Below are 19,423 nucleotides of genomic sequence, written 5' to 3'. Positions count from 1 at the left end.
GCCACGATCCCCGCTCGGGTCGGGGCCGCGAGGAGCCGGCCGGCCGGGCTGACGCGGGGCGACTCGGTGACCACCCGGACCTCCTGTCGCCGCGGGCTGCTGCCCTCGCCCCATGAAGCCCGATGAGCGTCATTCGGGCAACCGGGGGTGGCGGTCAGGCCGACACGGCCTCGGCGCTTGCGCACCCGCGGTCCGGTCCCGGCCGAGCCGTCCGGGTCCTCAGTCCGGGCGGGGGGACTCGTCGACCAGCGACGCGAGCGTGGCCCGCGCACCCCGTTCGCGCAGGGACGTCAGAGCTCTCCGGTAGGGCACCACGAACCGTTCCTGGTCCACGAGGTCACCGAAGACGCTGCGATCGGCGATGAAGGCGAGTGGGTCCTCGTCCAGCCGGCCCGCGTTGGCCCGGATGCGGTCGGCCTGCCGGTCGACGAGGGGGAGGGGGTGCCCGCAGTCGTCGAGCCCCTGGGCGTACCGGGCCCAGCTGGCGACGACGGCGGCGCCGCGGTGCACCTCGCCGCCGGCGGCGAGGCGGGCGCGGACCACCGGGAGCACGTACTTGGGGATCAGCGCGGAGCTCTGGGCGCACAGTCGAGACACCGGGTCAGCCACCGCCGCGCTGGCCAGCCGCTGGAGGACCGTCCGCTTGTAGTCCCCGAGGTCCACTCCCGGGACGGCCGGGAGCATCGGGGAGACCTCGTGGTCCAGGTAGTCACGGAGGAACCCGGACCACGGTGGGTCCCGGCCGGCGTCGTGCACGAACCGGTGGCCGGCGAGCGAGGCGAAGTAGGCGAGCGCCTGGTGGCTGCCGTTGAGCAGGTGCAGCTTCATCGTCTCGTAGGGGGCGACGTCCTCGACCAGCTGCACACCGGCTGCCTCCCAGGGCGGGCGACCGGCGGGGAAACGGTCCTCCACGACCCACTGGGCGTACGGCTCGCACACGACCGGCCACGCGTCGGCGATGCCGAACTGGTCCTGGAGCGTCGCGACGTCGTCGGGCGTGGTCCGCGGGGTGATGCGGTCGACCATGCTGTTGGGGAAGGACACCTCGCGCGCGACCCACCCACCGAGGTCCGGGTCGCGCAGGGTGGCGAAGGCGGTGAACGCCTGCCGGGCGACGTCGCCGTTGCCGTGCAGGTTGTCGCAGGAGAGCACGGTGAACGGCGGCACCCCGCGCGCCCGGCGGCGCGCCAGCGCCTCGGTGACGAGTCCGAAGGTGCTGCGGAGCACGGCGTGGGGCCGCAGGTCGGCCCTGACGTCCGGGGCCGCCTCGTCGAAGAGACCGGTCGCCGGGTCGGTGTTGTAGCCGCGCTCGGTGATCGTCAAGGAGACGATGTGGACGTCGGGGTGCGCCATCTTCTCGACCACGGCCTCCGGGTGGTCGGGAGCCAGCAGGAACTCGACGAGAGATCCGATGACGCGCGGCTCCAGGGAGCCGTCGGGGTGCTTGACCACGAGGGTGTACAGCCCGTCCTGCGCGGCGAGCACCTCCTGCATCCGCCGGTCGGCCGGGAGGACACCGACCCCGCAGACACCCCACTCGGGACCCAGGCCGGCGTTCATGAGCCGGTCGGCGTACATCGCCTGGTGCGCCCGGTGGAAGCCGCCCACGCCGATGTGCACCATGCCGGTGCGGACCCGGCGACGGTCGTAGGCGGGGGTCGCGACCGCTCCCGCCAGCGTGCCGAGGGTGCTGGTGTTCAGCGGGCTGGCCGGGAGGGCGGCGGGTGGATCGGGGCGGTGCGACACCGCCCTACCCTAACGTTAGATTAGGGTCGCTGTCATGCCGGGAGACCGGAGCTGCTCGTCGGCAGCCCGGAGCGGCTCGCCGGCGGAGGAGCCGCTAGGCGGCGGTGCCCCGTGCCGCTCTGTCGGCCGGGAGGAAGACCTGCGCCGGGTCCCGCTCGACCACCTCGCCCAGCGCCTCGTCGACCCGCGTCATGATCTCGGCGTCCAGCCGCACGCCGGCGGCCTTGACGTTGGCGTGCACCTGCTCCGGCCGGCTGGCGCCGATGATGGCGGCGGCGACGTTGGGGTTCTGCAACACCCAGGCCAGTGCCAGCTGGGCCATGGTGAGGCCGACGTCGTCGGCGATCGGGCGGAGCTGTTGGACCCGGCTGAGCACGGCATGGGCCATGAAGCCTTCCACCTGGAAGCCGACCGCGGAGTGGCTCGCCCGGCTGCCGGCCGGTGGCTGCTCCCCGGGGCGGTACTTCCCGGTGAGCACCCCCTGGGCCAAGGGGGACCAGACGATCTGGGAGACCCCCTCCTGTTCGCAGGTGGGCACGACGGCGGCCTCGATGACCCGCCACAGCATCGAGTACTGCGGTTGGTTGCTGATCAGCTGCACCCCGAGGTCGCGGGCCAGGGCCGCGCCGGCCGCGATCTGCTCGGCGTTCCACTCCGAGACCCCGAGGTAGAGCACCTTGCCGGCCCGGACCAGGTCGGCGAAGGCGGTCATCGTCTCCTCGAGCGGGACCGTGGAGTCGTAGCGGTGCGCCTGGTAGAGGTCGATGTGGTCGGTCTGCAGCCGGCGCAGCGACGCGTGGCAGCTCTCGGTGACGTGCTTGCGGGAGAGGCCGCGGTCGTTGGCGCCGGGACCGGTGGGCCAGTACACCTTCGTCGCGATCTCCAGGCCCTCGCGACGCTGGCCGGCCAGGGCGCGGCCGAGCACGGACTCGGCCTTGGTGCCGGCGTAGACGTCGGCCGTGTCGAACGTCGTGATCCCGACGTCGAGGGCGGCCTGCACGCACGCCAGTGCGGAGTCCTCCTCCACCTGGCTGCCGTGCGTCAGCCAGTTGCCGAACGCGATCTGCGAGACGTTCAGGCCCGACCGGCCCAGGCGACGGAACTCCACGGCTGCTGACCGTAGTGCCCAGGCGGCGGGGGCGCGGCCTGGGCGGCAGCACCCCGGTCCCGTCGCCGGGGTGGCTGCCCGGCGCCGAGGCATTGCGCCATCCGCCTCGCCCTGCCACCGTGCGGCGAGGCGGGGGCGGAGGAGAGGTGGCCCATGGTCAACGCAGCCGACATCGCCACGGGCGGAGCCGATCGTCCTGCAGCGGGCCTGGTGGCCCGCCGGCGCGAGAGCACCGTGGCGCGTCGTCGCCGGCTCTCCATCTGCCTCTACAGCCCGTCGGCCGATCCCTCGGGCATGGGCGCACACATGGTGGACCTGGCCGCCGAACTCCGGTCCCGTGCCGACGTCTCCGTGCTCTGCTGGGGAACGCCGGCCGGACGACGGGTGCTCGACCGCGCGGCCGCCCTCGGGGTCGGCACCTGCGCTCTCCCGCGTCCGCGGGACCCGGCGTTCGCCCAGGCGATCGTCGAGTTCCTCTCCGCCCACCCGGCGGACGTGTTCCACGTCCACGTCGGCAGCGGCCGGGAGGACTTCGACGGCGCGCGGGCGGCCCGGCGAGCGGGCGTGCCGGCGGTCCTGCAGACGCAGCACCAGCCGTGGCTGCTGAGCCGGCGCAAGAGGGCCTCGTTCTTCCGTGCCATCGCACCGGTGGACCGGCTCATCGCCGTGTCCGAGGGGGTGCGCCTCACCCACGAGCGCATCGGCGTACCCGCTGAGCGCCTGGTGACTGTGCCGAACGGCATCGTCCCCCGAGGTCCTGGCCCGGGCCGGCAGGCCGCGCGAGCCGCCCTGGGTCTGGACCCCGATGCGCTCGTGGTGATGAACGTCGGTCGGTTGTTGGCGCAGAAGGGCCAGCGGTACCTGGTGGCGGCCCTGCCGGCGCTCGCCGCCCGGTTCCCACGACTCGAGGTGGTGATCGTCGGCGACGGCCACCTGTCGGGCGACCTGGCCCGCCAGGCGGCCGAGCTCGGCGTGGCCGGGTCCCTGCACCTGCTCGGACACCGGAGCGACGCCCGGATGCTCCTGGATGCCGCGGACGTGTTCGCCCTGCCGTCCCGGCAGGAGGGGCTGCCCCTCGCGGCGCTGGAGGCGATGGACGCCGGGCTGCCGGTGGTCGCGACCGACGTCATCGGGACGGCGGAGGTCGTCGCGCACGGGGTGACGGGGACGCTCGTGCCCCCGCAGGACCCGCCCGCCCTCGCCCGCGCGCTGGGCGACCTGCTCGCCGACCCCGAGCTGCGGCGCCGATACGCCCGGGCCGGGCGACGCAGGTACGTCGAGCAGTTCACGGCGCGACGGATGGCAGAGGAGACGCTCGGGGTCTACGAGCAGGTCCTGGCGTGGGCCGGCGCCGGAGGGGCGAGCGTCAGGACCGAGCGCCGATCTGACCGTGACCGGTGGCCGTCAACTGCTCGCGCAACGCGGTGACCCGTGCGGTGGCGGCCGCGCGGGACCCTCCGGCACGGTCGCCTCCCGATCGAGGTGACGGTCGCCCGGCTCGGCTGCCCCGGTGCGGGAGACTGCCGGGGTGACCCCGCAGTACGTGCACGGGCTGAACGCCGAGCGCGAACTGCCGATCATCCGGAAGATCGCCCTCGGGTCGCTGCGCAACAAGCTGCTGATCATCCTGCCGGCGGTGCTGTTGCTCAGCGAGTTCCTGCCCTTCCTCCTCACCCCGATCCTCATGATCGGCGGCGCCTATCTCTGCTACGAGGGGGCGGAGAAGATCTGGCACCGGCTGCGGCCGCACGAGGAGAGCCACGCCACGATGGAGGACGCGCTGCCGGACGAGAAGGCCATCGTGTCCGGGGTCGGTGCCCTGGTCGTGGTGGTCATGACCCTCACGCTGCACCGGCGCAAGGGCGGCGTCCGCGAGCGGGAGCGGGGCGCACCAGCCGCGCAGGCGCGGCTGTCTGAGTGCGGAGTGGGCGCCACCTGATGTCGAGTGCTGCCCAGCTGACCGGGAGCGGCGTACCGCTGGCGGCCCTGGTGGCCGCCGGTGCGCTCGTGGTCGTGCAGCTGCTGGTCCCGCGGATCCGCCGGCGCGTGTCGCCCTGGTCGGCCAGGTTCCAGTCGTTCGCCGGCGGACTGGCGATCGCCTACGTCTTCGTGCGCCTGCTCCCCGACCTGGCGCAGCCCGTGACCGCGGCTCCGACCGGTCCGGGGCAGGGGCTGCTCGGCCTGCTGGCCGAACGTCCGTTCCTCGTCGCGCTGGCCGGCCTGCTGCTGTACTACGCGGTGCTCGACTGGGCCCAGGACGCCGACCGCCGGGAGCAGCGGCAGGAGGGCGGCACGTCGACCCCGTGGCCGTTCTGGGCCAGCGGCGCCCTGTACCTGGTCTTCAACCTCTTCGTCGGGTACCTGCTGGTGCACCAGGTCCGCCCCGGTCCGACCGAGCTGGTCCTCTACACGGTCGCGTTGTCCGCCCGGTACCTCGTCGGCGAGATCGCGCTGCGCGACCAGGACCCGCGCGCCTACGACCGGCTGGGGCGGTGGGTCCTGGCCGCGGCGGTCCTCGTCGGTTGGGGGATCGGGGCCGCGGTGGACCTCGGCGACGCAGCCGTGCGGGTCCTCTCCGCGCTGCTGGCCGGCTCGATCGTCCTCACCAGCCTCAAGCAGCAGCTGCCCGGGTCCGGACGGGCACACGTCCCGCTGCTCGGGGGCGCCTGCCTGGCCTTCACCGCGCTGCTGCTGGCCCTCTAGCCCGTCCTCGGCTCAGGCCGGCGGGCAGTCGCGCAGCGCGGAGCCGTCGACGTCGGGGACGGGCCGGGGCTGCGCCTCCGCCAGCGTCTCGGCCTCGCCGTTCTCCTCGATGTCCTCCCACCCCGCGGAGGCCCGGACGCGCGGGCGCCCCGGCCCGCACGAGGCGGGCCGGGGCGTCCGGGTGGGGATGGCTACCGCAGGTCGTAGCGGTCCAGCTCCATGACCTTCACCCAGGCGGTGGCGAAGTCCTCGGCGAACTTCTCCTGCATGTCGTCGCCCGAGTAGACCTCGACGATGCCGCGCAGGATGGAGTTGGAGTTGAGCACCAGGTCCGCAGCGGTCGCCGTGCGGACGACGTTCCCGTCGGCGTCCAGGCCCTCGTAGACGTCCTCGTCCTGCACCGAGGTGCGCCACTGGACGCCCAGGTCCAGCAGGTTGCGGAAGAAGTCCTGCGACAGGACGCCCGGCCGGTCGGTGAACACGCCGTGCTGTACACCGCCGGTGTTGGCCCCGAGCACCCGCAGTCCACCCAGGAGCACCACCATCTCCCGCGCGGTCAGCTCCAGCATGTAGGCGCGGTCGATCAGCAGCGTCTCCGGCTCGAGCTTGCTGCCCGGCTGGAGGTGGTTGCGGAAGCCGTCGGCCCGCGGCTCCAGCCAGCGGAAGTTCTCGACGTCGGTCTGCTCCTGGTTGGCGTCGGTGCGGCCGGGGGAGAACGGCACGGTGAGCTGCACGCCGGCGTCGGCCGCGGCCTTCTCCACCGCCGCGGTGCCACCGAGCACGATCAGGTCGGCCAGCGACACCCGCTTGCCGGTCTGGGACTCGAAGTCACTCTTCACCCGCTCCAGCACCGGCAGCACGTCGGCGACGCCCTGGTTGGCCGCCCAGTTGATCTGCGGCTCCAGGCGGAGCCGCGCCCCGTTGGCCCCACCGCGCTTGTCGGTGCCGCGGTAGGACGCCGCTGCCGACCAGGAGGTGTGCACCAGCTGGGACACGGTCAGACCCGAGTCGAGCAGCCGGGCCTTGAGGTCGGCGATCTCCGCCTCGCCCACGAGCTCGTGGTCGACGGCCGGGACCGGGTCCTGCCAGATGAGCTCCTCGGCCGGGACGTCCGGGCCGATGTAGCGGCTCTTCGGGCCCATGTCGCGGTGCAGCAGCTTGAACCACGCCCGGGCGTACTGGTCGGCGAAGTACTCCGGGTCGTTGTAGAACCGCTCGGAGATCTCCCGGAAACCCGGGTCGGCCATCAGGGCGAGGTCGGTGGTCGCCATCATCGGGGCGTTCTTCTTGCCCTCGATGTGCGCGTCCGGGACGAGCTCCTGTGCCTCGGGGTTCTTCGGCTTCCACTGCTTGGCGCCGGCCGGGCTCTCGGTGAGCTCCCAGTCGTAGCTGAACAGCATCTCGAAGTAGGTGTTGTCCCACTGGGTCGGCGTCGGGGTCCAGGCGCCCTCGAGGCCGCTGGTGATGGTGTCGGCGCCCTTGCCGGTGCCGTACTGGCTGACCCAGCCGATGCCGTTGCCGTGCACCGGGCAGCCCTCGGGCTCGGGGCCCACCAGCTCGGGGTTGCCCGCGCCGTGCGTCTTGCCGAAGGTGTGGCCGCCGGCGATCAGCGCGACGGTCTCCTCGTCGTTCATGCCCATCCGGCTGAAGGTGACGCGGATGTCGTGGGCGGACGCCAGCGGGTCCGGCTTGCCCTGCGGACCCTCCGGGTTGACGTAGATCAGTCCCATGGTGACGGCGGCGAGGTGGCCGTCGTCCAGGTCCAGCGGGGCGTCGTCGGCGTAGCGCTCGTCGCCGAGCCAGGTGTCCTCCGGGCCCCAGAAGACCTCGCCGGGCTGCCAGTTGTCGGCGCGGCCGAAGGCGAAGCCGAAGGTCTTCAGCCCCATGTCGTCGTGCGCGACGTTGCCGGCCAGCACCAGCAGGTCGGCCCAGGAGAGCTTGCGGCCGTACTTCTGCTTGACCGGCAGCAGCAGCCGGCGGGCCTTGTCCAGGTTGGCGTTGTCCGGCCAGCTGTTCAGCGGGGCGAAGCGCTGCCCGCCCTCGCCACCGCCACCGCGGCCGTCGGCGATGCGGTAGGTGCCCGCGGCGTGCCAGGACATCCGGATGAACAGCGGGCCGTAGTGGCCCCAGTCGGCCGGCCACCAGTCCTGCGAGGTGCGCATGACCTCGACGACGTCGCGCTTGACCGCCTCGACGTCGAGCGTGGCCACGGCGGCCTTGTAGTCGAAGTCGGCGCCGAGCGGGTCGGAGTCCTTGGAGGTCTTGTTGAGCACCTGGACGTCGACCTGGTTGGGCCACCAGTCGCGGGTGGTGCGGGGGCGCCCGTTGGTGGCCGGCTCCGGCGCCTTGATCGCCGGGTTCTCGCTCTCGCTGGTGCTCTCCGACTGGGCCTTGGCGACCTCGGTCTTGTCGTGGTCGGCCGTGCTGACCTGGGACTTGTCGTATTCCGTCACGGGTTGCCTCTCTCTGCGGGACGGGCGGTGGTGGACGGGGCGGCCGGTGCGGTGGCGCAGGAGCGGCACCGGCCCCAGTAGATGACCTCGGCCTCGTCGACGACGAAGTCGGGTGGCGCGTCACCGGACGGCATCAGGCACGGCGCCGCACCGGTGGCGCAGTCGACGTCGACGATCACGCCGCAGTCCCGGCAGACCAGGTGGTGGTGGTTGTCGCCGACGCGTGCCTCGTAGCGGGCGACCGATCCCTGCGGCTGGATGCGCCGGACGAGACCGGTGTCGGTGAGCACCCGCAGGACGTCGTAGACGGCCTGGTGGGAGATCGACTCCAGGCGGGTGCGCGCGGCGCCGATGAGGGCCTCGGTGTCGAGGTGCGGGTGCACGTGGACGGCGTCCAGGACCGCCAGGCGGGGGCGGGTGACGCGCAGGCCCGCGGTCCGCAGGTCGCGCTCCAGCTCCGCAGGGTCGGGCACGGGCTCATCGTGGCCTGCTCCCTTGAAGCAGTCAAGAAACGCCGGCCCAGTTCGGCCGCGGCGGGTCAGCCGGAACCGAGACCGCGGTGCCCCGCCGCATTCGTGGCGATCGTGTGACGGTCGCGCCGAACGGGTGTCCGACGGCAAGGTGACGGGCAGATCCTCCGAGACGACGGAGAGGGGATCCTCATGCTCGGGTTCATCGCACTGCTGCTCGTCCTGTGGCTGGCGTTCGTGGTCATCGGTGCGGTCGTGGAGGGCTTGTTCTGGCTGCTCGTCATCGGCGCCGTGCTCTTCGTCGCGACCGCCGCCTTCGGCTGGGTGAAGCGCAACACCAAGGTCTGACCGGATCAGTGCACGGCGGTAGCTCTCGGGCGATGCACCCAGCGGAGCACGGCAGTCCCGGTCCACCGGCCCCGGGAGCGGGGCTCGCACACGCTCCCGGCCACGTCCTCCGAGGGATGGCGATGGGCGCCGCCGAAGTCGTCCCGGGGGTCAGCGGGGGCACGGTCGCACTCGTCGTCGGGGTGTACGAACGGCTCATCGACGGTGCCGGGCGCGTCGTGACGGCCTTGCGGCTGGCGCTCACCGGGCGGTGGGCGCCGGCCCGCACGGAGCTGAACCGGGCGCATTGGCCCACGATCGTCCCGGTGCTGATCGGCATGGTCGTCGCCGTCCTGGTCGCGGCCCGGCTCCTCGAGCCGCTGGTCGAGGACCACCCGGTCGGGGCGCGGGCGGTCTTCTCCGGGCTGGTGCTGTTCTCGATCGTCGTCCCCGCGCGGATGGTGGGCCGCTGGGCCGGGCGGGACGTCGCGGTCGCTGTGCTGGGCGCCGGCGTGGCGTTCCTGCTGACCGGGCTGCCACCCGGCGGCGACGTCGATCCGCCGCTCACGCTGGTCGTCCCCGCTGCCGCGGTGGCCATCTGCGCGCTGGTGCTGCCCGGGGTGTCCGGCTCCTTCCTCCTGCTGACCGTCGGGCTGTACCAACCGACGTTGGCTGCGGTCAACGACCGGGACGTCGGCTACCTGGGTGCCTTCGCCCTCGGGGCGGCGTTGGGACTGGGGCTGTTCGTCAAGGCGCTGCAGGCCGCGCTGCGTCGGCACCACGCCCTGACCCTGGCGCTGATGACCGGGCTCATGGCGGGGTCGCTCCGAGCGTTGTGGCCGTGGCAGGAGGAGGACCGCAGCCTGCTGGCCCCCGATGACGGCGCGCTGCCGATGCTCGCCCTCGCCGTCGGAGCCGGGATGGCGGTCACCGCGGCCCTGCTGGTCCAGGCGCGCGTCGAGCGCCGCGCCGCGGCCGCACTGCCAGCGGCGCCCGGCCACACCGATCGCTGACCGCCCGGGTCTCGGCCGGCTCGCGGCCCGTCAAGGCAGCAGGCCGTCTTCCAGTGTGGTGCGCAGCCAGCGTTCGTACCGGTCCGGAGGCCAGCCGCAGTCGACCCGGAACATGTGGTGAAGCTCGGGGCTGGTGAGCGTCCACAGGATGGCGGCTGCCTCCTCTACCGGCATCGCGTCCCGCAGGGGGCTGTTCGACGCGATCCACCCCGCGACGGTGGTCATGGCCTGGCGCCGCTGGCGGTGGTGCAGGTCCTCCCGAAGTGCGGCGACGTCGGCGTCGACCGCGGCAGCGCTGCGCAGCATGTCGTCGACCGGGGCGATCCGCTCGAGCTGGCCGAGGATGCCGTGGGCGAACAGTGCGATCTGCCGTCGGGGATCGGTCTCGGTCCGCATCGTCTGTGGATCAGGTCGCTCCAGCAGCGGCACGTCGGCGTCATCACCCCCGATCACGGTGTCCATCGCCGCCTGCAGCAACCCGCGCTTGCTCCCGAACAGGTGGAAGACCGTGTCGACCGACACCTGGGCCCCGGCGGCCACCGCGGCCAGGGTCGTGCCGGCGTAGCCCCGGGCGAGGAAGAGCTCGACGGCCGCCGCGATCACCCGGCGACGGGTCCCCCTCGCGCGCTCGGCCCGCAGCGGAGAGCTGTAGGACCGCCGGTTGACAGGCTGCGGCATGGCGAGCACGCTACCTGTATTCGTCCTAGTCCAACTAGGACCGAACTGATGAGAGGTGCCCATGAGCACCGGATACGCCCTTGCCTACCGCCTCGGCATCACCCCCTGGGAGCGCGCGGGACGGGGCGCCGCGGCTCAGTTCACCGCCCTGGTGCACCGGGAGGAGGCCGAGCGGACCCCGCCCTACGGGCCGGCACTCGACCTCGGCTGCGGGACCGGGGGCCACTCCCTCCAGCTCGCCCAGCGGGGGTGGCGCGTGACCGGGATCGATGCGGTGGGTGCCGCGGTCCGGCAGGCCCGGGCGAGGGCTGCCGAGGACGGGCTGGACGTCAGGTTCCTCGAGGGCGACGTCACCGACCTCCACCTGGACGAGGTGGGCGAGGTCGCCTTCTTCCTCGACGTCGGGTGTTTCCACGGCTTGACGGATGGCCAGCGGGCGGTCATGGGGGAGCGGGTCACCGCCGTCGCCGCCCGCGACGCAACGCTGCTGCTGCTGGCCTTCCGGCCCGGACGGCGCCCGCTCCTGCCACGCGGTGCCGGTCGCGGCGACGTGGAGACGGCCTTTCCCGGCTGGACCCTCGTGGACGACGAGCTCGCCGACGTGACCGGGATGCCCGGCCCGCTCAAGCGCACCGCGCCGCACTGGTACCGCCTGCGGCGAGCCTGACGGGTCGCAGCGTCGGCCGTGCTGCTGGCGCCCGGCAGTCGTCGACCGGGCGCGGACAGCCGGGTCGCTGTGGCGGCGGGTGGGTGCGTCTGGGTCGCGCTGCGGCACGATCTCCGTGTGCCGACGATCCGGATCGCCCAGGACACTGCCGCCGACGAGCTGCTCAGCCGCGATCCGCTCGCGCTGCTGATCGGCATGCTGCTGGACCAGCAGTTCCCCATGGAGCGGGCGTTCGCCGGGCCCCGGCTGCTGGCCGACCGGCTGGGCGTGGAGACCTTGTCGGCGGTGCAGCTCGCCGAGTGCGACCCCGAGGTGCTGCAGCGGCACTTCGCCGGCCCGCCGGCGGTGCACCGCTATCCCGGGTCGATGGCCGGCCGTACCCAGGAGCTCGCCCGGGCGCTGGTCGAGCGGTACGACGGCCGGGCCGACGCCGTCTGGGCCGACGTCCCGGACGGCGCCACCCTGCTCCGCCGGCTGCGGGAGCTGCCCGGGTTCGGCGCCCAGAAGGCGGCGATCTTCCTGGCCCTGCTGGGCAAGCAGTGCGGCGTCACCCCGCCCGGCTGGCGGCAGGCCGCCGGCGACTACGGCCAGGAGGGGGCGCGCCGGTCGGTCGCCGACATCACCGACCCGGCGTCGCTGGCCGAGGTGCGCAGCTCCAAGCAGGCCGCCAAGCAGGCGGCGAAGGAGGCGCGGGCCGGGAGGTCCGGGACCGACTGAGGCGCAGCACGGACGGTGTCGCCGGACCCCTGCATCGCGCACGATCGAGTGGCACCATGGGTCTCAGGAGCCGGGGGCTCCGGGGGCCGGTCGCACCACCCGCATGGGCGATCCAGCCGACCACCGCCGCCCTTCCCCCGGCCGGTCCAGGGAAGGGCGTCCGTGGCCTCCAGCCAGTCCAGCAGCCGCAACGAGCCGGTCCTCATCACCGAGGCCGAGCCCAGCCAGGTCGACCAGCACGCCGCTCGGAAGAAGCGCTACGCCATCACCATGGCGATCCGTGGCGTCAGCCTCGTCCTGGCGGCGATGACCTACACCTACTCGATCTGGTTGATGGCGGTCTTCGCCGTCCTCGGCACCGTGCTGCCGTGGATCGCCGTCGTCATGGCCAACGACCGGCCGCCGAAGAAGAAGGGCGACATGAACCGCTACCGGCCGCCGGCACCGGACCGGATCCTGGAGTCCGGCAGCAGCAGGGCGCGCGTCATCGACATGTGAGTCAGCGGGCGCCGGGCCGTCCCACCACGGTGGCGGCCCGCGCCAGGCCTGCCTCCAGGACGGCCGTCGGGTCGGGGTCCCCGCCCGCCGCCGTCCACGCCGTCAGCACCCCCGCGGTGAAGGCGTCGCCGGCACCGGTGGTGTCCACCACCGCGGCCGGGTGCGCCGGCCGGTGCACCAGCAGGTCGTCGGCCGCCCACAGTGCGCCGTCGGCGCCCAGGCTGACCACGACCACCGGGTGCCGGGCCGCCAGCTCCCGCGCGGCCGCTGCCGGGTCGGCGCAACCGGTGAGCAGGCGGGCCTCGGCCGCGTTCGGCAACAGCAGGGTCGCCGCCGCGGTGTCGGCGAGCCACCGGTCGACCCCGTGGCCGGTCAGCGGGCCGGTCGAGGCCGGGTCGACCGAGATCGTGCAGCCGGCCTGCTGCGCCGCCGCCAGGGCGGCCAGCCCGGCGGCGCGCGGACCGGCGTCCAGCAGGGTGTAGCCCGACAGGTGCAGGTGTCCGCCGGTCACGGGTGCCGGGACGTCGGCGGGCCGCAACGCCAGGTTGGCACCGCGGTCGGCCAGCATGCTCCGCTCCCCGCCGGGTTCGACCAGGCTGACGATCGTCCCGGTGGGCGCCGAGTCGACCACGCGCACCGCCAGGGCCACCCCCGCGGCCGCGAGCTCACGGCGCAGTGCCTCGCCGGCGACGTCCGCGCCCACGCAGCCGACGAGCTGCACCGGGGTGCCGAGCGCCGCCAGGTGCGCGGCCACGTTGGCCCCGGCGCCGCCGCCCCGCGTGGTGATCGACGCCGGCCGGTCCGACCCCGGTGCCGGTGCACCCGCCAGCAGGACGACGACGTCGGTGCAGACGTCGCCCACGACGACCACCGGGGGCGTCGCCACGGCCGGGATCAGCGGGGGAGCGCGGCGAGCTCGGCCGCGATCTGCCCGGCCAGCTCGGCGTTGCGCAGCACCAGTCGCACGTTGACCTCCAGGCTCGCGCCACCACTGGCCGCGTGCAGGTGCCCGAGGACGAACGGGGTGACGTCCTTGCCGCGCGCCCCGGCGGCGTCGGCCGCGGCCAGCGCGTCGGCGATGACCCGGTCGTGCAGTGCCGGGTCCAGTTGCTGGTCGACCGGGAGCGGGTTGGCCACGACCACCGCACCGGGGGCGAGCTCCCGCCGGGCGGCGAACACCCGTGCCGCCTCAGCGGCGGAGGCCACCGACCAGTCGACCGGGGAGCCCGAGTCGGCGACGTAGAAGCCGGGGAACCGGTGCGTGCGGTAGCCGACGACGCTGACCGACAGGGACTCCAGGCGCTCGAGCGTGGCCGGGACGTCGAGGATCGACTTCACCCCGGCACAGACCACGACCAGCGAGGTGCGCGCCAACGCCACTAGGTCCGCGGACTCGTCGAAGGTGTCGGCGGCGTGCCGGTGCACCCCGCCGAGCCCGCCGGTGGCGAAGACGCCGATGCCGGCCCGGGCGGCGAGCAGCGCCGTGCTGGAGACCGTGGTGGCTCCGCTGCGCCCCTGTGCCACGGCGATCGGCAGGTCGCGGACCCCGAGCTTGGCGAGCTCCGGGTCGGCGCAGAGCCGGTCGACCTCCGCCGCGGTCAGCCCCACGTGGGGCACGCCGTCCATCACGGCGATGGTGGCCGGCACCGCACCACCGGCCCGGACGGCGTCCTCGATCTGGTCGGCTGCCCTGCGGTTCTCCGGGCGGGGGAGGCCGTGCGCCAGCAGCGTGCTCTCCAGCGCCACCACCGGCCGGCCTCCCGCGAGCGCGTCGGCGACCTCCGGGGACAGGACGGCGGTGGACGGGCTGGGGGAGCGGTGGGTCGACGGCACCCTGCCATCATGGGGGCACCCCGTACGGACCGGACCCCGGTCCGGACCCCCGAACCGAGGGAGCAGACCGTGAGCAGCAGCGACATCCTCGAGCGCCCGGACGTCCGCGAGTCCGACACCGGCAACGCCAACGAGGTCTTCCACTACGTCAAGAAGAACAAGATCGCCGAGAGCGCGGTCATGGGGACGATGGTCGAGGCGCTGTGCGGCGAGGTCTTCCCGGTGACCAAGACCCCCAAGCCCGGCAGCCCGGTGTGCCCGGCCTGCAAGGAGGTCTACAACCAGCTCAAGAAGTAGCGGGAGGCCCCCTGCCCCGACCGCTCGCTCCGGCTCGGGCCGGGAGCCCGCCCGGGGGCCGGGCCAGCCCGTGCTGGACGGACCGAACCCGCTACCTCAGGCCGAGCTTCTGCGCCTCGAGCTCGATCTTCGCCGCCCGCCGGCGCTGCCGGCGCCGATCGTGCCGCGGGCGCGGGGCCGGCCACCACGCCTCGATCGTGGCGTTCAGCTCGGCGCCCAGGAGCAGGGACATGCCGAGCAGGAAGCAGAACAGCAGCGCGGCGATCGGCGCGGCCAGCGCACCGTAGGGCAGGGCCACGGTGAGGATGTCGGCCACGTAACTGCGCAGCACGACCGCTGCGCCGATGAAGAAGACGACGGCGAACAGCCCGCCGAGCAGGTGCCGGTGCCACGGGAGCCGCCGCGGCAGGATCACGTGGTAGAAGCTCGTCAGCCCCAGCACCAGGGCGATGACGACCAGCGGCCAGTAGACGGCGTTGACCAGCAGCGCGGCGGTGCCCTGCCAGTCGGTGGGCATGAGCGCGACCAGCGTCCCGCGGCCGAGCACCAGCAGCGGCAGCGTCAGCACGGCCAGCACCAGCCCGACGATGAACAGCCACAGCGCCATGAGCCGGGTCCTGATCGGGCCCCGCACGTCACGCTGGTCGTAGGCGATGACCACGGTGTTGAGGAACGTCGCCGTCGCCGAGGACCCGGCCCAGAGCGAGATCAGGAAGCCGATGCTGACGATCTCCAGCCGGCCGGAGCCGAGGATGTCGTTCAGGGTCGGCTGCACCAGGTCGGCCACCACGCCGGGGGTCAGCGCCTCCGCGGACGCGCTGACCAGCTCGCTCTCGATCTGGCGCACCGCATCCTCGCCGATCCACGAGCTGAGGTAGCCCAGGGAGCCCAGCAGCCCGATGAGCAGCGGGGGGACCGAGAGGATCTGCCAGAACGCGGCCTCCGCGGACAACCCCAGGATGCGGTCGTTCCACGCCTTGGCCAGCGTGCGGCCCAGCACCTGCAGCGGCACCCGCAGGGGCGTCGGCAGCCGGCCGACCAGTCCGCGCCGAGGTGGCTCCTCAGCGCTCCCGGACCCCTGATCGACAGGCTGCTCGGTCACCGGTGGGGTCTCGACGGTGTCGCCGTCCAGGTCACCGGCGTGCGCCGCTGAGCTGCGGGGGACGACGGAGGCCACGGGTCCAGTGTGCACGGCCGGGGTGTCCGGAGTGCCTCGGTGTCCGCCCCCGACGTCAGCCGGCCGGGGCGGGCGGCTGGGTGGTCGGCGTGGTGGCCGGCGGGCCGGCGGGCGTCGTACCGCCGGCTGCCGGGTCCCCGGCAGCAGGGTCGGCGGGCGGCGCGGGCGGGGGCACGCAGGAGATGATCGCCTCGGCGGCGTAGCGGGTCTCGAAGTCCTCCCGACGCAGCTCGGCCTGGCTGTCGAGGTCACGGAACACCCGGGTCACGGTGATGTCGAAGCCGCGCGACCCCGACTGGGGCGTGCAGTTCCCCTCGTCCACCTTCTCCTGGACGGCGGGCTCCCGGATGTTGCGGCGCTCGCTGCTGATCGACTCGATGTCGTAGTACTTCGTGCCCCAGAAGGTGACCGTGAGGGAGCCGGGGGTCCACTCGGTCTGCACGTAGATGCCGGTGTCGGTGTCGTTGCGCCACTTGAGGTCGATCTGGCCCTCGTAGACCGTGGCCTCACGTCCCGCCGGGTAGCGGCTGATGTAGAAGCTGTGCGGCTTGTGGTAGACGTCCTCCAGCCCCGCGAAGAACACCGCGTTGAACATGGTGGTCGCGAACTGGCTGATGCCACCGCCCACCGCCTTGGACAGCTCGCCGCCGCTGATCACCGCCGCCGGGACGTAGCCCTGCGCTGTGCCGCGGGGACCGGTGTACCCGTTGAGGCTGAAGGTCTCGCCCGGTCGGACGAGGGCGCCGTCGACCTCCGCCGCCACGACGCGGATGTTCGTGCCACTGGCCTGGTTGGTGAACTCGGTGGTGAAGGAGCTGACCTTCTCCGTGATCCCCAGCGCCTGCGCCTGCTCGGTCGTGAGGGAGGCCGGCACCGGGCCCAGCACACCGGTGACCGTGCGCGGAGCCGGCTCGGTGAGCACCGGGAGCAGTTGGTCGGCCAGCTGGGCCGGGTTGATGCCCTGGCCGTCGACCGACGGGACGACGGCGATCGTGTCACCGGAGACCTCGAACCGGGCGTCCTGGGCGGGGGAGCCGAAGACGCCGAAGGCCTCGCCCATCTCCGCCTGCAGCGTCGCCGGGTCGACCGCGACGGCGAGGGTGCCGTCGTCCTGGGGGGTGAACGTCAGCGACGCGGCGATCGCGGTGACCGGGACCTCCACGGACTCCGAGCCGGCGGGGCCGACCACGGTGACCGGGGCCGAGAGCGCCGGGACGACCGTCTCCTCCAGCACCCGCGCGGCCTCCTCGGCCGCCACCTGCACCTCGGTCACCTCGACCGGGAGCTCGATCGGGTCGTCGACCGCACCACCCGCGGCCAGCGTCGCGGTGATCGCCTCGGCAGCGCCGGCCCGGTCCAGGGTCCGGCCGTCGACCGGCTCCACGAGCGACGGTTCGGTGCCGTCGAGGGTGATCGTCGCGTCGACCGGCGCCCGGTCGACGGTGGCGGCGAGCTGCTCGAGCTGCGCGTCCAGCGCCGTCTCGTCGGCGGTGAGGACGGCGTCGACGTCTCGTTCGGCGAACAGCGAGGTGAACCGGGTCCACGGGTTGAGGGGCTGGTCGTCGACGGCGTCCACGGTGGCCGGCACGTCCAGGGCGATCCCCGCCGACGCCGGGTGCAGCACGCCCGTCACGCCGTCGGCCACCACCGGGTGGTCGGCGGCGACCTTCGGCGCCAGGTCGCCCTCCAGCCGCTGTGCGGCGGCAGCGGGGGAGAGGCCGCTCACGTCGACGCCGCCGACGGCCGTCCCGCGGGGGACGTCGCCTCCGGCGAGGGCCAGGTCGGCGCCGTAGAGGACGCCCAGGGTCAGGAGGACGGCCGCAGGCACCAGCACCCTGCGTCGGCGCCACGCGGGGGCGCTGTCCCCGTCGCCGCCGTCGCTGCCGTCCCGGGCGCCGGTGGTGCCCGCCGGCGGTGGCCCGCCAGGACCCCGCGGAGCAGCGGCGGGCGAGGACCCGGTCGGGGCCTTCCGGTGAGCCACGTCCCCGTTGCCGTTGTCCGCGGATGCGGCGGCTGGGGTGTCCACGCGGGTGACCACGGCGGTGTCCTCGACCGCAGAACCACCCACCGGGGCGTCAGAGACCGTCGGGGAGTCGGCCGGCGAGGTGGCGGCTGGGGTGGGTGACCCGGGGACCAGGGGCTGCTCCGGTGCGGCGGGCGGCGGGGGGCCGCCTGCCTCGACGGGAGGGCCGATCACCTGGGTGTCCCCGGGCTTCGGGGTGTCCGCTGACGGCTCGCTGTCCGCGGGTGGCTGCGCTTCCCCGCGCTGCTCGGTGTCCACGGGCTGCTCGACGTCCGCGGGCTGCTCGGCGTCCGCCGGTGGCTCGGACTCCGCGGACGGCTCGGGAGCGGTGCCCTCGGCGGTGCCGACGGGTGCCGGCGGCTCGGCCGCGGCCGGGGAGTCGGCGTCGGCGGGCCCGGCCTTGGGCGGGGCCGGCGGTGCGGGCGGCGCCGGGCGGCTGCTGCCGACGGTGCCGTCGGGCTGCAGGCGCACGGTGTCCGAGACCCCGCGGGGTTCCTGCGGCATCGGTCGATCTCCGGATCGCGGGGGACCGGTGGCCGGTCCCGACGACGACGAAGCCGCCGACCCCCCGACCCCGCGGTGCGGGTCCGGGCTGTCGGCGGCTTCGTCGAGTGAGGGCTTCATCGCTGGCGCGACGATAGTTGGCCCACTCAGTTGGAGAGGCGCGCCTCGCCGTCGGTCTCGATGATGTCGGCCGCGATGTCGCGGAGCTTGTCCTCGTACTCACGTGCGTGGTGTCCACAGAAGACGAGGTCACTCCCACTCGGGAGGACCACTCGCACCTTGGCCAGAGCACCGCAACGGTCGCAGTGGAAGGGAACGACGAGTTCTTCGGTGGGCGGGGTCGTCGTCAGCGTCTGGGTCATCTGGCTCATCACTCGCTCTCTACCGCACGGACCCGCGGCTGCGGATCGGCCTCCTGCACAGCGCCAGGATGGCCCCTCGTGTTCCCGTTCCTGCGCCTGTCGTGCACGAACTCGCCGAATGAGATGCGGCCGTGACACTCGAGGTGCGGGTGGAGCGGGTCAGCAGGGGACGTCACTGGTTCGGAACTGGGTCCGGATGGTGCACGTGCTGGGTGGTGCTGTCACCGGCTGGCGGTGTGTGGGTCCGCTGCTGTTCTGACGTCCCCCACGCTACGCCGTCTACCCGGTGCGTGCCGTCGCACACCACCGCATCACCCGATGGGAGCGCTCGACCCGCTCGCGCGCCCGGACACACCAGCGGCCGGTCACCCGCTCGGGTCACCGGCCGCTGACGTGTCTGCCTCAGTCCAGGTAGTCGCGCAGGACCTGGGAGCGGCTGGGGTGGCGCAGCTTGGACATGGTCTTGGACTCGATCTGGCGGATCCGCTCGCGGGTCACGCCGTAGACCTGGCCGATCTCGTCCAGGGTGCGGGGCTGGCCGTCGGTGAGCCCGAACCGCAGCCGGACGACGCCGGCCTCCCTCTCGGACAGCGTCTGCAGCACGCTGGTCAGCTGGTCCTGCATCAGGGTGAAGCTGACCGCGTCGACGGCCACGACGGCCTCGGAGTCCTCGATGAAGTCACCGAGCTGGCTGTCGCCCTCGTCGCCGATGGTCTGGTCCAGGCTGATCGGCTCCCGGGCGTACTGCTGGATCTCCAGCACCTTCTCGGGGGTGATGTCCATCTCCTTGGCCAGCTCCTCCGGGGTGGGCTCGCGGCCCAGGTCCTGGAGCAGCTCGCGCTGGATG

20 protein-coding genes are annotated in these 19,423 nt (G+C 73.6%); 9 read left to right on the top strand and 11 right to left on the bottom strand.

What is annotated here, in order from left to right; genetic code table 11:
* Positions 1-219 precede the first annotated feature (219 nt).
* Together IN07_RS15210 and IN07_RS15205 are read right to left on the bottom strand one after the other, a co-directional pair.
* Positions 220-1,746 (bottom strand): mannitol dehydrogenase family protein, encoded by a 1,527-nt coding sequence (locus IN07_RS15210; protein ID WP_231558403.1) that lies wholly within the window; start codon positions 1,744-1,746, stop codon positions 220-222.
* 94 nt (positions 1,747-1,840) lie between these two features.
* Positions 1,841-2,854 carry an aldo/keto reductase family protein gene (locus IN07_RS15205; RefSeq protein ID WP_052091308.1) on the bottom strand — a complete coding sequence of 338 codons (1,014 nt, stop codon included), beginning with the start codon at positions 2,852-2,854 and terminating at the stop codon, positions 1,841-1,843.
* Between the two features lie 153 nt (positions 2,855-3,007).
* On the opposite strand from IN07_RS15205, the gene IN07_RS24075 reads away from it, so the two are divergent.
* From IN07_RS24075 to IN07_RS15185, 3 genes are all read left to right on the top strand, one after another.
* Positions 3,008-4,282 carry a glycosyltransferase family 4 protein gene (locus IN07_RS24075; protein ID WP_052091307.1) on the top strand — a complete coding sequence of 425 codons (1,275 nt, stop codon included), beginning with the start codon at positions 3,008-3,010 and terminating at the stop codon, positions 4,280-4,282.
* Between the two features lie 82 nt (positions 4,283-4,364).
* A complete protein-coding gene (locus IN07_RS25330) occupies positions 4,365-4,793 on the top strand; it encodes a DUF808 family protein (protein ID WP_269429968.1) in 429 nt (142 codons plus the stop codon).
* Positions 4,793-5,557 carry a hypothetical protein gene (locus IN07_RS15185; protein ID WP_036337009.1) on the top strand — a complete coding sequence of 255 codons (765 nt, stop codon included), beginning with the start codon at positions 4,793-4,795 and terminating at the stop codon, positions 5,555-5,557. The genes IN07_RS25330 and IN07_RS15185 overlap by 1 nt, the downstream gene beginning before the upstream one ends.
* 191 nt (positions 5,558-5,748) lie before the next feature.
* Here the strand turns inward: IN07_RS15185 and katG are convergent, their stop codons facing one another.
* Entirely contained in the window at positions 5,749-8,010 is a 2,262-nt protein-coding gene (gene katG / locus IN07_RS15180) for a catalase/peroxidase HPI (protein WP_036337007.1), read from the bottom strand.
* Positions 8,007-8,483 (bottom strand): Fur family transcriptional regulator, encoded by a 477-nt coding sequence (locus IN07_RS15175; protein WP_036337005.1) that lies wholly within the window; start codon positions 8,481-8,483, stop codon positions 8,007-8,009. Before IN07_RS15175 ends, katG begins: the two co-directional genes overlap by 4 nt.
* Positions 8,484-8,672: 189 nt before the next feature.
* Here IN07_RS15175 and IN07_RS25855 point away from each other — a divergent pair, with 189 nt between their 5' ends.
* Together IN07_RS25855 and IN07_RS15165 are read left to right on the top strand one after the other, a co-directional pair.
* A complete protein-coding gene (locus tag IN07_RS25855; protein WP_036337003.1) occupies positions 8,673-8,828 on the top strand; it encodes a hypothetical protein in 156 nt (51 codons plus the stop codon).
* Between the two features lie 122 nt (positions 8,829-8,950).
* Positions 8,951-9,820 (top strand): DUF368 domain-containing protein, encoded by an 870-nt coding sequence (locus tag IN07_RS15165; protein ID WP_197058493.1) that lies wholly within the window; start codon positions 8,951-8,953, stop codon positions 9,818-9,820.
* 30 nt (positions 9,821-9,850) lie between these two features.
* Here IN07_RS15165 and IN07_RS15160 read toward each other — a convergent pair whose 3' ends face one another.
* Positions 9,851-10,498 carry a TetR/AcrR family transcriptional regulator gene (locus tag IN07_RS15160; protein ID WP_197058492.1) on the bottom strand — a complete coding sequence of 216 codons (648 nt, stop codon included), beginning with the start codon at positions 10,496-10,498 and terminating at the stop codon, positions 9,851-9,853.
* Positions 10,499-10,559: 61 nt separating this feature from the next.
* On the opposite strand from IN07_RS15160, the gene IN07_RS15155 reads away from it, so the two are divergent.
* The 3 genes from IN07_RS15155 (at position 10,560) to IN07_RS15145 (ending at position 12,380) form a co-directional block, all read left to right on the top strand.
* Positions 10,560-11,165, top strand: a complete 606-nt coding sequence (locus IN07_RS15155) for a class I SAM-dependent methyltransferase (RefSeq protein ID WP_036336999.1) — start codon at positions 10,560-10,562, stop codon at positions 11,163-11,165.
* A gap of 117 nt (positions 11,166-11,282) precedes the next feature.
* Positions 11,283-11,882 (top strand): HhH-GPD-type base excision DNA repair protein, encoded by a 600-nt coding sequence (locus tag IN07_RS15150; protein WP_081975456.1) that lies wholly within the window; start codon positions 11,283-11,285, stop codon positions 11,880-11,882.
* Between the two features lie 162 nt (positions 11,883-12,044).
* The gene (locus IN07_RS15145; RefSeq protein WP_036336997.1) at positions 12,045-12,380 is read left to right on the top strand and encodes a DUF3099 domain-containing protein; all 336 of its coding nucleotides are present in this window, start codon (positions 12,045-12,047) and stop codon (positions 12,378-12,380) included.
* Position 12,381: 1 nt separating this feature from the next.
* On the opposite strand, the gene IN07_RS15140 is transcribed toward IN07_RS15145, so the two are convergent.
* Entirely contained in the window at positions 12,382-13,266 is an 885-nt protein-coding gene (locus IN07_RS15140; protein ID WP_036336995.1) for a carbohydrate kinase family protein, read from the bottom strand.
* A gap of 8 nt (positions 13,267-13,274) precedes the next feature.
* Complete coding sequence (locus tag IN07_RS15135) at positions 13,275-14,213, bottom strand: pseudouridine-5'-phosphate glycosidase (RefSeq protein WP_197058491.1); 939 nt, start codon at positions 14,211-14,213, stop codon at positions 13,275-13,277.
* Between the two features lie 69 nt (positions 14,214-14,282).
* Here IN07_RS15135 and IN07_RS15130 point away from each other — a divergent pair, with 69 nt between their 5' ends.
* Positions 14,283-14,510 (top strand): DUF3039 domain-containing protein, encoded by a 228-nt coding sequence (locus IN07_RS15130; RefSeq protein ID WP_036336993.1) that lies wholly within the window; start codon positions 14,283-14,285, stop codon positions 14,508-14,510.
* 91 nt (positions 14,511-14,601) lie between these two features.
* On the opposite strand, the gene IN07_RS15125 is transcribed toward IN07_RS15130, so the two are convergent.
* From IN07_RS15125 to IN07_RS26415, 4 genes are all read right to left on the bottom strand, one after another.
* A complete protein-coding gene (locus IN07_RS15125; protein ID WP_036336990.1) occupies positions 14,602-15,687 on the bottom strand; it encodes a YihY/virulence factor BrkB family protein in 1,086 nt (361 codons plus the stop codon).
* 55 nt (positions 15,688-15,742) lie between these two features.
* The gene (locus IN07_RS15120; protein WP_052091305.1) at positions 15,743-18,214 is read right to left on the bottom strand and encodes a VanW family protein; all 2,472 of its coding nucleotides are present in this window, start codon (positions 18,212-18,214) and stop codon (positions 15,743-15,745) included.
* A 146-nt stretch (positions 18,215-18,360) separates the two neighbouring features.
* Entirely contained in the window at positions 18,361-18,585 is a 225-nt protein-coding gene (locus IN07_RS15115; RefSeq protein WP_231558401.1) for a DUF7455 domain-containing protein, read from the bottom strand.
* Positions 18,586-18,978: 393 nt separating this feature from the next.
* Positions 18,979-19,423: sigma-70 domain-containing protein (locus IN07_RS26415; protein ID WP_036336985.1), on the bottom strand; the 445-nt coding region annotated here is incomplete at its 5' end.

Source organism: Modestobacter caceresii (assembly GCF_000761485.1).
Taxonomy (GTDB): domain Bacteria; phylum Actinomycetota; class Actinomycetes; order Mycobacteriales; family Geodermatophilaceae; genus Modestobacter; species Modestobacter caceresii.
The sequence above is the reverse complement of the archived record's forward strand: the minus strand, read 5'-3'. Positions and strand labels throughout refer to the sequence as shown.